General features: G+C 58.2%; 10 protein-coding genes. 8 read left to right on the top strand and 2 right to left on the bottom strand.

Features of this window, described 5'->3' with window-relative positions:
- Positions 1–69: 69 nt before the first annotated feature.
- The 5 genes from atpG (at position 70) to glmS (ending at position 6,229) form a co-directional block, all read left to right on the top strand.
- Positions 70–933, top strand: a complete 864-nt coding sequence (atpG, locus tag ACO06L_RS13835) for a F0F1 ATP synthase subunit gamma (RefSeq protein WP_008172593.1) — start codon at positions 70–72, stop codon at positions 931–933.
- A 55-nt stretch (positions 934–988) separates the two neighbouring features.
- Complete coding sequence (gene atpD, locus ACO06L_RS13830; protein WP_064229489.1) at positions 989–2,383, top strand: F0F1 ATP synthase subunit beta; 1,395 nt, start codon at positions 989–991, stop codon at positions 2,381–2,383.
- 47 nt (positions 2,384–2,430) lie between these two features.
- A complete protein-coding gene (locus ACO06L_RS13825; protein ID WP_008172596.1) occupies positions 2,431–2,853 on the top strand; it encodes a F0F1 ATP synthase subunit epsilon in 423 nt (140 codons plus the stop codon).
- Between the two features lie 148 nt (positions 2,854–3,001).
- Positions 3,002–4,366 carry a bifunctional UDP-N-acetylglucosamine diphosphorylase/glucosamine-1-phosphate N-acetyltransferase GlmU gene (glmU, locus tag ACO06L_RS13820; protein ID WP_064229490.1) on the top strand — a complete coding sequence of 455 codons (1,365 nt, stop codon included), beginning with the start codon at positions 3,002–3,004 and terminating at the stop codon, positions 4,364–4,366.
- A 30-nt stretch (positions 4,367–4,396) separates the two neighbouring features.
- A complete protein-coding gene (gene glmS, locus ACO06L_RS13815; protein WP_064229491.1) occupies positions 4,397–6,229 on the top strand; it encodes a glutamine--fructose-6-phosphate transaminase (isomerizing) in 1,833 nt (610 codons plus the stop codon).
- A gap of 506 nt (positions 6,230–6,735) precedes the next feature.
- Here the strand turns inward: glmS and ACO06L_RS13810 are convergent.
- The gene (locus tag ACO06L_RS13810; protein WP_064229492.1) at positions 6,736–7,647 is read right to left on the bottom strand and encodes a sucrase ferredoxin; all 912 of its coding nucleotides are present in this window, start codon (positions 7,645–7,647) and stop codon (positions 6,736–6,738) included.
- Positions 7,644–8,522 carry an ABC transporter ATP-binding protein gene (locus ACO06L_RS13805; protein ID WP_064229493.1) on the bottom strand — a complete coding sequence of 293 codons (879 nt, stop codon included), beginning with the start codon at positions 8,520–8,522 and terminating at the stop codon, positions 7,644–7,646. The genes ACO06L_RS13810 and ACO06L_RS13805 overlap by 4 nt, the downstream gene beginning before the upstream one ends.
- A gap of 73 nt (positions 8,523–8,595) precedes the next feature.
- On the opposite strand from ACO06L_RS13805, the gene ACO06L_RS13800 reads away from it, so the two are divergent.
- From ACO06L_RS13800 to ACO06L_RS13790, 3 genes are read left to right on the top strand one after another with little or no spacing between them, the layout of a single operon-like run.
- Positions 8,596–9,570 carry an ABC transporter substrate-binding protein gene (locus ACO06L_RS13800; RefSeq protein WP_227512814.1) on the top strand — a complete coding sequence of 325 codons (975 nt, stop codon included), beginning with the start codon at positions 8,596–8,598 and terminating at the stop codon, positions 9,568–9,570.
- The gene (locus ACO06L_RS13795; RefSeq protein WP_064229495.1) at positions 9,564–10,568 is read left to right on the top strand and encodes a FecCD family ABC transporter permease; all 1,005 of its coding nucleotides are present in this window, start codon (positions 9,564–9,566) and stop codon (positions 10,566–10,568) included. The genes ACO06L_RS13800 and ACO06L_RS13795 overlap by 7 nt, the downstream gene beginning before the upstream one ends.
- Positions 10,565–11,611, top strand: coding sequence for a FecCD family ABC transporter permease (locus ACO06L_RS13790; protein ID WP_064229496.1), 1,047 nt, complete (start codon positions 10,565–10,567; stop codon positions 11,609–11,611). Before ACO06L_RS13795 ends, ACO06L_RS13790 begins: the two co-directional genes overlap by 4 nt.
- Positions 11,612–11,630: the final 19 nt, after the last annotated feature.

The following is an 11,630-nucleotide window of genomic DNA, read 5'->3' as shown; positions in this document are numbered from 1 at the left end:
GGGCCTGCGGCAATTGTCGCGGGCCGCTTTTCGTAGCAACGAGTGTCTAACTTGAGAAGGCAGTGAGTTATGGCCGTCGGCAAAGAAATACGTAACCAGATTTCAAGCATCAAGAGCACGCAGAAAATCACCAGCGCCATGGAAATGGTGGCTGCGAGTAAAATGCGTAAGGCTCAGGAACGCATGCAGGCAACTCGCCCGTATGCCGACAAGATGCGTCAGGTGATCGGGCACATTGCCAAGGCGAATGCTCAGTACAAGCACCCGTTCATGGTCGAGCGCGAGGTCAAGCGCGTGGGCTATATCGTGGTGTCAACTGATCGTGGCCTCTGTGGTGGTCTGAACATCAACCTGTTCAAAGCGCTTGTCCGTGAAATGAAAGCGTGGAAAGAAAAAGGAGTGGAAACCGATCTGTGCGCCATCGGGCAGAAAGGGGCTTCCTTTTTCCGGAGCTACGGCGGCAATGTCGTCGCGGCGCTGACCCATCTGGGGGACAGCCCGAGCTCTGAAAAACTCATCGGCAACGTCAAGGTTATGCTGGATGCGTTCTCGGAAGGCAAGATCGACCGTCTTTATGTGGTCAGCAACGAGTTCGTCAACACCATGACCCAAAGCCCGAAGGTGGAGCAGCTTCTGCCCCTGCCTGAGAGCGAAGACGAAGAAGAGATCAAGAACCAGTGGGATTATCTCTACGAGCCCGATGCCAGGCAGATCCTCGATGGCCTTCTGCCACGTTTTATTGAATCCCAGGTGTACCAGGGTGTGGTAGAAAATCTGGCATGTGAACAGGCAGCCCGGATGATCGCCATGAAGAGCGCAACTGATAACGCCGGTAGCATTATCGACGAGCTTCAGCTGGCTTATAACAAGGCGCGTCAGGCAGCCATTACCCAAGAGATATCGGAGATTGTGAGCGGCGCCGCTTCGGTCTGATCCGACCCACAATCCAACTGGTTTTATTGACTATCAAGATAACGAGGAACCGAGCATGAGTAGCGGACAAATCGTTCAGATCATTGGCGCGGTTATCGACGTGGAATTCCCACGTGACTCCGTACCCAAAGTATATGACGCACTGCTGCTTGAAGGTGGCGAAACAACTCTGGAAGTCCAGCAGCAGCTGGGTGACGGCATTGTTCGTACCATCGCCATGGGCAGCACTGAAGGCCTGAAGCGTGGCCTGAAAGCAGAAAACACCGGCAACCCGATTTCGGTACCGGTTGGTACCCAGACTCTGGGCCGTATCATGGACGTTCTGGGTCGTCCCATCGACGAAGCCGGCGAGATCGGCGAAGAAGAGCGTTGGGCGATTCACCGCAAGGCACCGGGCTATGCCGATCAGGCAGCGTCTGCGGACCTGCTGGAAACCGGCATCAAGGTTATCGACCTGATCTGCCCGTTCGCCAAGGGTGGTAAAGTTGGCCTGTTCGGTGGTGCCGGTGTTGGTAAAACCGTAAACATGATGGAGCTGATCAACAACATCGCGAAAGAGCACTCCGGTCTCTCCGTATTCGCGGGTGTTGGTGAGCGGACCCGGGAAGGTAACGACTTCTACTATGAAATGAAGGAGTCCAACGTTCTCGATAAGGTTGCTATGGTTTACGGCCAGATGAACGAGCCCCCTGGAAACCGTCTGCGTGTGGCCCTGACCGGTCTCACCATGGCTGAGAAGTTCCGGGACGAAGGCCGTGACGTACTGTTGTTCGTTGACAACATCTACCGTTACACCCTGGCCGGTACCGAAGTATCCGCACTGCTCGGCCGTATGCCGTCTGCGGTAGGTTACCAGCCGACTCTGGCCGAAGAGATGGGTCAGCTGCAGGAGCGTATTACCTCCACCAAGAACGGTTCCATCACGTCCATCCAGGCGGTATACGTACCGGCGGATGACTTGACTGACCCGTCGCCTGCAACCACCTTCTCGCACCTGGATGCTACCGTTGTACTGAGCCGTGACATCGCTTCCAAGGGTATTTACCCGGCGATCGATCCGCTGGATTCCACCTCTCGTCAGCTGGATCCGCTGATCATCGGTCAGGAGCATTACGAAGTGGCCCGTGGCGTGCAGACTAACCTGCAGCGCTACAAGGAGCTGAAAGACATCATCGCCATCCTGGGTATGGATGAACTGTCAGAAGAAGACAAGCTGACCGTAGCCCGTGCCCGTAAGATCGAGCGTTTTCTGTCCCAGCCGTTCCACGTTGCTGAGGTCTTCACCGGTTCCCCCGGTAAGTACGTTTCCCTCAAGGAAACCATCAGCAGCTTTAAGGGCATCCTGAATGGCGACTATGACGAACTGCCCGAGCAGGCGTTCTACATGGTTGGTACCATTGAGGAAGCGGTCGAGAAAGCGAAGGAAATGAAGGCTAAGGCCAAGAAGTAATTTGCGCCTGAGCACTTGTTTCCGGATCGATCAAAGAGGCAACTGACATGGGTATGACCGTGCATTGTGATGTGGTAAGTGCCGAAACAAAGATCTATTCCGGATTGGTGGAAATGCTGATCGCAGCGGGCTCTGAAGGTGACCTGGGTATTGCCCCGGGTCACACCCCGCTGCTGACCCAGCTGAAGCCGGGCCCTATTCGGATTATCAAGCAGGGCGGTGAAGAAGAAATTCTTTACGTGTCAGGCGGGTATCTGGAAGTCCAGCCCAATCTGGTGACTTTGTTGGCGGATACCGCTGTTCGTGCAAAGGATGTGGACGAAGCAGCCGCGCTCGAAGCTCAGAAAGAAGCCGAGAAAGCACTTGCCAACAAGACTGGTGAATTCGAGTACTCCCGTGCCGCTGCAGAGCTGGCCGAGGCTGTTGCGCAGCTTCGTACCATCCAGCAGCTGCGTAACAAAATGCGCTAAGCATTTTCGTTTCGGGTTTGCCGAACACCGAAGCCGCATCCTGAGCGGCTGGAAGACCAACGTGTTACGTTGGCCATCCGGCCTTGAAGGGTGCGGTTTTTTATTTTCAGCATTCAGAGAGTAAACACTCCGGGAGCCTGACTTTTCCATGAGCCCGCTACACGTCGTCATTCTGGCCGCCGGCCAGGGTTCCAGAATGAAATCCGCATTGCCCAAGGTACTGCATCCTATTGCCGGCCGCCCGATGCTCCATCATGTTATCGAAACGGCTAAACAGCTTGGTGCCGAAAAGATCCATACGGTGATCGGCCATGGCGCTGACAAGGTCCGGGAAGCTACGACTGAAGCCTCGGTAAACTGGGTCACCCAGAGCGAGCAGTTGGGTACCGGCCACGCTGTCGCTCAGGCCCTGCCGGATTTGCCCGATGACGCGCGGGTTCTCGTTCTCTACGGCGATGTGCCGCTGACCCGCCATGAAACCCTCGAGGGGCTGGTTGGCACCCTGGATGACAACACCCTGGGTCTTTTGACGGTGACCATGGACAAACCCCAGGGCTATGGCCGGATCGTCCGGGATGCCAATGGCGACGTGCAGTCAATCGTCGAGCAGAAAGATGCGTCTGCCGAGCAACAACAGATCCGCGAAGTGAATACGGGCATCCTGGCGGTATCCGCGAAACACTTGAAATCCTGGTTGCCTACGCTCTCCAACAGCAATGCCCAGGGCGAATACTACCTTACCGACATTATTGCCATGGCGGTGGACCAGGGCCTTCGTGTTTCGGTGTCCCAGCCGGAGAATCCTTTTGAAGTGCAGGGGGTCAACAATCGCCTGCAGTTGGCGGAACTGGAACGCTGGTTCCAGCGTCGGCAGGCAGACCGACTGATGACAGAGGGCGCGACGCTCGCGGATCCTGCCCGGGTGGATGTCCGCGGCGAGCTCAGTATTGGCAATGATCTGTGGATCGATGTAAACGTGGTATTCGAGGGTAAGGTCAGCCTCGGTAGCAATGTGTCCATTGGCCCCGGTTGTGTCATCAAGGATGCGACCATTGCAGATGGAGCCGAGATCAAGGCACACAGTGTGATTGAGGGCGCGGTGATTGGCGCCAGTGCCCAGATCGGCCCGTTTGCCCGCATCCGTCCGGGCACCGAACTGGCGGCGAATACCAAAGTCGGTAACTTTGTGGAAACCAAAAAGGCTATCGTCGGCGAGGGCAGCAAGATCAATCATCTGAGTTATGTGGGTGATGCCTCACTGGGCCGTAATGTGAATGTGGGTGCAGGAACCATCACCTGTAATTATGATGGTGTGAACAAGTACCGGACGGTGCTCGGCGACGGGGTCTTTGTCGGCTCCAATACAGCCCTGGTTGCGCCGGTTACCGTTGCGGCCGATGCCACCATCGGTGCCGGGTCCACCATCACCCGTGATGTAGCCGACCACGAACTGGCTGTCGCACGGGGCCGGCAGCGCAATATCGCCGGTTGGGAAAAGCCGAAGAAACACTGATACAAACGATCAACAGACAGGTAGAACAGCATGTGTGGAATTGTAGGCGCGGTTTCGGAAAGGGACGTTCAGGGCATCCTTCTTGAGGGGCTGCGCCGTCTGGAATATCGGGGGTATGACTCCGCGGGCATGGCCGTGATCGGTGGCGATCATAGCGTCCAGCGTGCACGGGAAGTAGGCAAGGTTGCCGCTCTCGGGGATGCCATGGCAGCAAACCCACTCGCGGGTCATCTGGGCATCGCTCACACCCGCTGGGCCACCCATGGCGAGCCATCCCAGATCAACGCCCATCCGCACATGTCCGGTGAGCATCTGGCCATCGTCCATAACGGTATTATCGAGAACTATCAGGAGCTGCGTGAAGAGCTCCGGGCCGACGGTTTCGAGTTCACCTCGCAGACCGATACCGAAGTCGTTGCCCACCTGATTGAGAAGAACTACCGTGCCCTTGGCAACCTTCACGAGTCCGTTCGGGCCTCCATTGCCCGTCTTCGCGGTGCCTACGCCCTGGCTGTTGTCCATGCCGATGAACCGGACCACATGGTGGTCTGTCGTGAAGGCAGCCCCCTGGTGATCGGCGTGGGTATCGGCGAGAACTTTATCGCCTCCGATCAGCTGGCCCTGCTGCCGGTAACCGATCGCTTTATGTTCCTGGAAGAAGGCGACATTGCCGACATCAAGAAGGATGGCATCACCATTCTTGATCGCGAGGGCCATTCGGTGGAGCGGGAAGTGGCCCGCTTCGAACACGGCGCCGATTCTGCCGACAAGGGCGAGTACCGCCACTTCATGCTCAAGGAAATCTACGAGCAGCCCAAAGTGATCAAGGCCACCATGGAAGGCCGGGTCACCAAAACCCGGGTGCTGGAACAGGCCCTGGGTACCGAGGCTGCAAACCTCCTCGAGAATGTTCGTCATGTCCAGATCATTGCCTGCGGCACCAGTTACCACGCCGGTATGGTGGCCCGTTACTGGATTGAGGAGCTGGCCGGTGTCGCCTGCTCGGTGGAGGTGGCTTCCGAGTTCCGCTACCGCAAACACGTGATTCAGCAGGATACCCTGTTCCTCTGTATCTCCCAGTCCGGCGAAACCGCCGATACCCTGGCGGCCCTGCGTCAGGCGAAAAGAGCAGGTTTCCGGGCAGCATTGGCCATCTGTAACGTGCCGGGTAGTTCCCTCGTGCGGGAATCCGACTTGGTGATCATGACCCAGGCTGGACCGGAAATCGGCGTGGCCTCCACCAAGGCATTCACCACCCAGCTCACGGCATTGCTGATCTTTACCCTGGCTCTGGCCCGTCATAATGGGCTGCCCGAGGAGCAGGAAGCTGAAATCGTCGAGGCCCTCCACCTCGTGCCCGGCCAGGTCAGCGATGTGCTGGCCCTGGATGGCGAGATCGCCGAGATGTCCAAGGCATTCATAGATAAGAACCACAGCCTGTTTCTGGGCCGCGGTTCCCAGTTCCCGGTCGCCCTCGAGGGTGCCCTCAAGCTCAAGGAAATCTCCTACATCCACGCCGAAGCGTACCCGGCCGGCGAGCTCAAGCATGGCCCCCTGGCCCTGGTCGACAGCGAAATGCCGGTGGTCACCGTAGCGCCCAACAACGATCTGGTTGAGAAGCTCAAATCCAACCTGGAAGAAGTCCGGGCCCGTGGCGGCGAGCTATTTGTCTTCGCTGATAGAAAGGCCGACGTGAAAGCCGAAGACGGCATTCACGTGATGCAGATTCCATCCGTGCATCCGATTACGGCTCCGATTGTCTACACCGTGCCACTGCAGCTTCTGTCCTATCATGTGGCGGTGCTCAAAGGGACTGATGTGGACCAGCCGAGGAATTTGGCGAAAAGCGTTACCGTAGAGTAATTGAAACTGCTGTATGCGACCCCGGAACGGATCTGTGGCTTCGAGGCCGAGTTTAACGCCTACCGAATGGACGATCTTAGGGCTTGCGGTACCTCCACCTGACTGGAGGGCAAGACCCACTCGGACTATAAATGCGGCTACGAAACCTACCTCGCAGGTAACCGGGTTTCGCCCCTGAAGCTCACCGCTTACGTTGAGCATGACACGACGAGTCGATGGACCAATCGTCTTCAGGCCATGGTAGTGGGAGACAGGGATCGTTTTGACGGCACGGGCTTTGTCCGCGGCCCAGTGGAATCCTATGCAATTCTGGACCTGACTTGCCGCTAGCAGCTGCCGCAGGGCGATCTCACGTTGGCTGTCAACAATCTGCTTAATGAAGACTACTTCCCCGTCATTTCGCAGATCTACAACTTTGACACTCAGTACACCCAGCGAACGGGCCGCTCAGTCATGCTGACCTACGGACTGGATTGGTAAGGGACAATAGGCCGGTTTGTCCAACGCTAATGCGGGATAAGCCGGCTTACGAACCAGCATTCCGAAGCGGATGGGCCCTCGTCGAGGTCAGCGCAGGTATCTACCCGGCTGATCTCGAAGGACTCACACCTGGCATCCAGACGCCCCGTGACCTCTTGCCCGGCGTGCCACGATACCGGTACAGCGACGGCGCCATCCTTCTGAGGCACTGCATCATCGATTTCAAGATCGGCGCTTAATCCCTGTACTTCTAGCCACTCCAGCACCGCAATTTCGGCGCATTGCTGGGGCGGTGTCAGCCTGCTAGAGCCCCGATAGCACGGCAGATAGGGCCGGCCAGCTGTTTCGTGAGCGATCAGAGGGGCCACATCCGGGTCTGAAATCCGGCCGTATTTCCGAAGCGCTGGAAATACGATCACGCTCGCAGCCAACCGGCACCCGCCCAGATGCGAACTCTCCCAGACCTCGAACTGTCCCTGCTGTTTTTGTGATTCTCTGGCCAGCGCCTGGTAGGTGCGGTATCCGAACTTGGCACAGCACTTGTCTTTCTTTCCGTGAGTGCAGCACAGAATCAGGTTTCGGGTGAGGGATTCCGGTGACCAGTGGCTCAAGGGCTGACGGTTTGCCACTGCGTCCAGCAACGCCGGAAGGGACTCGCGCTCTACATCCAGCCAGAGATTCTCGGGGAACAGATACAACCGATGGCGGTCTTCTGGCCAATGCCTGCGATGGATAAGGTTGACCCGTCGTCCCCCGGCCACGAGGGTTTCAATCCGGTCTACCAGGGCGGGCTCCATGTCATTGGCGATCCGAAGGCTTTTAGACCAGGCTCGGCGAGGCCAACTGATAAGCAGGTTGCATTGCGGATGGGCGCCGGTCCCGGGCAGAGGATCGCCCACGTCCAGGCTCTCCATGGCACAAAATCGCTGCCTGGTCATAGGGTAAGTGTGGCCCCGGTCGGTCGCCCGGCATACCCGGAGGCTTGCTGACCCTGGCCTTTGACAGGTACACAGAATGGCCTCCCGTTTGCTGGGTCGACCAAAACCTGGGCCCGCAATCCAAACACATCTGCCAGTGCCGGCTCGTTGAACACATCCACAGGCGCGCCCCGGTATCGAATCCGGCCTGCACGCATCAGAACCAGTTCATCGGCGTAGGCGGCTGCAAGATTCAGATCGTGGAGAACCACGAGTAGGGTTCGGCCATGTTGGTGGCACAGCGATTCCAGCAGCTCCATCAGATCCACCTGGACTTTCAGATCGAGGAAGGTAGTTGGTTCGTCCAGGAGCAACCACTGGGTTTCCTGAGCCAATACCATGGCGATCCAGCAACGCTGACGTTGCCCCCCGCTAAGAGAATCAACCGGGCGATCTGCGAACTGGCTGACATCGGCGGCCTCCATGGCCCTGGTAACCGCTGACTCGTCGCGCCGGGACCATTGCCGGACCAACGTTTGGTAAGGAAATCGCCCAAGCCCCACCAGCTCGCGGACGCTCAGGCCATCGGGCGCATTGGGGCTTTGTGGAAGAACGCCCAGCCGACGGGCCACGGCACGGGTTGGCTGCCGATGGATATCCTGGCCGTCGAGCAGAACCCGGCCGGTACGGGGCGAAAGCGTCCGGGCCAATGTTTTCAGTAGTGTTGATTTACCACAGCCATTGGGGCCCAGCAGGACGGTGAGCTTTCCCGGTTCAAGATGAAAATCAACGTCATCAAGGATAACGGTCTCTCCGTAGCCCACCGACAGGCGCTCACCCTTGAGGGGGCCATGGTCGGTGTTACAGGTTAGAGAATGCTGTGTCTGATCAGTCATGGGATAGTCGCGTTGAATCTGACGCAGATGATAGTATTACGCATTCTCATTAGCAAACCACAAGCAGCCAATTATGATCCACCCAACCCGTCCGCCCGGGCAGACGAGCCCGATGGCTCTGTTGTTTGTCTTGGGAATTACTTTTCTTGGTTTCATGCCGGCCGGTGTGGCAGGTATCGTAACCGTTGATCACGCCCTTGGGGTTGCGACATTAGAAACCCAGCCTGAGCGTGTAGTTTCGCTATACCAGGGAGCGACCGATACGGCTGTCGCCCTGGGCATTAAACCGGTGGGTATGGTGGAGTCCTGGACCGAAAAACCCATGTATCAGTACCTGCGAGCCTACCTGTCCGACGTTCGGATGCTTGGTCTTGAAACCCAGCCTGACCTGGAAGGGATTGCCTTGCTGGATCCCGATCTGATCGTTGCTGCCCGCAATCGTCATCTGGCGATCTTTCCGTTACTCGATCAGATCGCCCCGACGGTAGTGATCGACGATGTCTATGAGTTCAAGCCCCTGCTATCGTTGATGGCCAAGGCCACTGGCAAAAAGGAACAGGGGCTTTGTCTACTGGAGCACTGGCAGGCCCGAACCCTCGATTTCCAGTCGCGGATCCGGAAAAAACTGGGTTCTGCCTGGCCCACCGAGGTAGCCATTCTGAGTTTTCGTGCCGACCATGCAAGAATCTACTATGGCGGTTTTGCCCGAAGTGTCCTGGAAGAACTGGGGTTCCTGGCCCCAGCGCCCCATCGTCAGAAAGGCTGGGGTATTAAGCTGACCAGTGAAGAGAGCATTCCTGCTATGGATGCCGAAACAATCTTCCTGTTCATGGAGGATGATCCGGCCGTTCAGCGTACCTATCGGCGCTGGTCTGCACACCCCTTGTGGCAGAATCTCAAGGCTGTCCAGGCGGGTGAGGTTTATCCGGTGGACCCGATAACCTGGAACATGGGGGCCGGAATATTGGCGGCCAATCTGATGCTGGATGACCTCTACCGCCATTACCGACTACGAGATCCTTTGCCAGAGGTATTGGACGCATGCTGACGACCACGGCCACCCGGGCCGCGGGCCTGCTCACCGGAATTGCTTTGGCCGGTGCAGCTCTGGTTGCCAGCCTGATGTTTGGGCACATCCCGGTCTCCTTCGAAGCTCTCTACGGCAGTGTTGTGGCGTACAACCCCGGCGACCTGGAGCAGCTTGTCATACGCTCTGAACGCCTGCCCCGAACACTCATCGCCCTGGCAGTAGGGGCCGGACTCGCGGTCGCGGGTGTGCTGATGCAGGCACTGACCCGAAATCCGCTGGCGTCGCCGGGTATTCTGGGCATCAATGCCGGCGCTCTTTTCCTGGTCGTTGTCGGGGCGAGCTTGTTTAGCCTGACGGCGCCCACCCAACTGATCTGGCTGGCCTTCGCCGGGTCCGGCCTTGCGGCGATGCTGGTGTATTTCCTCGGTCATGAACCCGGCCGGGGGATTTCGCCGATCCGGACGGTGTTGGCCGGTGTCGCCTTGACGGCCCTGTTTGTGTCGTTTTCCCAAGGCCTGCTGATTCTCAATCAGGAACGGTTCGAAAGCATGCTGTTCTGGATAGCCGGGTCGGTTTCCGGCCGCAATCTAGAGGCGGTGGCCCCCTTATTGCCCCTCATAGCGGGGGGGCTGGTATTCAGTTTGTTGCTGGGCCGTCAGCTCAATCTGCTCGGTCTTGATGACGAGGTTACCCAGGGGCTGGGCCTGAACGTCGCACAGATCCGTTTGCTTATCGGCCTGATGGTGATCGTGCTGGCCGGAACTTCAGTGGCCATTGCCGGTATGATCGGCTTTGTGGGGCTGATCGTGCCCCATATTACCCGGGGGTTGCTTGGTACTGATCACCGCTGGCTTATCCCGGGTGCCGCCGTGATCGGCGGAGCGTTGTTGATGGGATCTGACACCCTCGCCCGGCTGTTGATTCCACCAAGGGAGGTGCCCATTGGTGTCGTGACGGCCCTGATTGGGACGCCTCTGTTCCTGCACCTTGCTCGTCGCGTTGGGCAGAAATCATGAGTAAAACACTGGTTGTACGTGGGGCAGCAGATCAATGGTCGGTGCGGATACAACCGGCGGTCCTCAGGATTTGTCTGGCCCTGGCTGCCCTGCTTTGCCTGAGTGCTCTGGTTTCGCTGTCCCTGGGCAGTTACCCGACCACCATGCCTCAGATATTCCAGGCCTTGTCGGGTGCGGAGAATCTGCACGGGATCAGACTCATTCTGCTGGAAATACGTCTGCCCAGGATCCTGATGGCCATCCTGGCCGGCGGCGCTCTGGGGCTTGCCGGGTTGTTGCTGCAGGGCCTTGTCCAGAATCCGCTGGCGTCACCGGATGTGGTCGGGATTACCAGCGGCGCATCGGCTGCGGCGGTGTTCACTCTGTGGGTAACCGACAGCGCCGGGGGCACGCCACTGCTGGTACCTGCCGCCATCGCCGGGGCGTTAGCTGTGACGGTTTTACTGGTGATGCTGTCGTGGCGCGGAGGTGTCAGCCCCACCAGGTTGGTATTGATTGGTGTTGGGCTGGCAGCCGGCCTTTCTGCGGTCACTACCCTGATTCTGGTAGTCAGCCCTGATGCCACTGCCATGTCCGCCTATATCTGGCTGACCGGAAGCCTGTATGCCGCTCGGTGGAGTGATATTTTCGGGCTGGCACCGGTGGTAATAGGCGGCCTCGCTGTGGCCATTGCCGTGGCCCGCGACCTGGATCTTCATGCCCTGGGTAGCGATCTGGCCCTGGCCCTTGGCAGCAATCTCAATCGCCAGCGTCTTGTGCATCTGTTGCTGGCGGTTGTACTGGCCGGCGGCGCAGTGGCCTATGCCGGCGCTCTGGGTTTTATCGGATTGCTGGCTCCACATATGGCACGTCGGATTATCCGCACCGGGCATATGGGCCTTACCCTCATCAGTCCGATGCTCGGAGGCCTGATACTGGTCTGGGCGGACCTTGCCGGCCGGGTTTTGTTTATACCCAGGGATCTGCCGGCAGGCTTGTTCGTGGCTGGTGTCGGGGCGCCGTTTTTCGTTTATCTACTATACCGCCTGAGGCGCAAGTCCTGAACGGTCAGGTGCCGGCACA

Origin of the sequence: Marinobacter sp. (assembly GCF_965229985.1) — a bacterium.
In the GTDB taxonomy this organism is placed as follows: Bacteria; Pseudomonadota; Gammaproteobacteria; order Pseudomonadales; family Oleiphilaceae; genus Marinobacter.
Note: the sequence above shows the minus strand (reverse complement) of the source record. Positions and strands in the feature narration are given on the sequence as shown.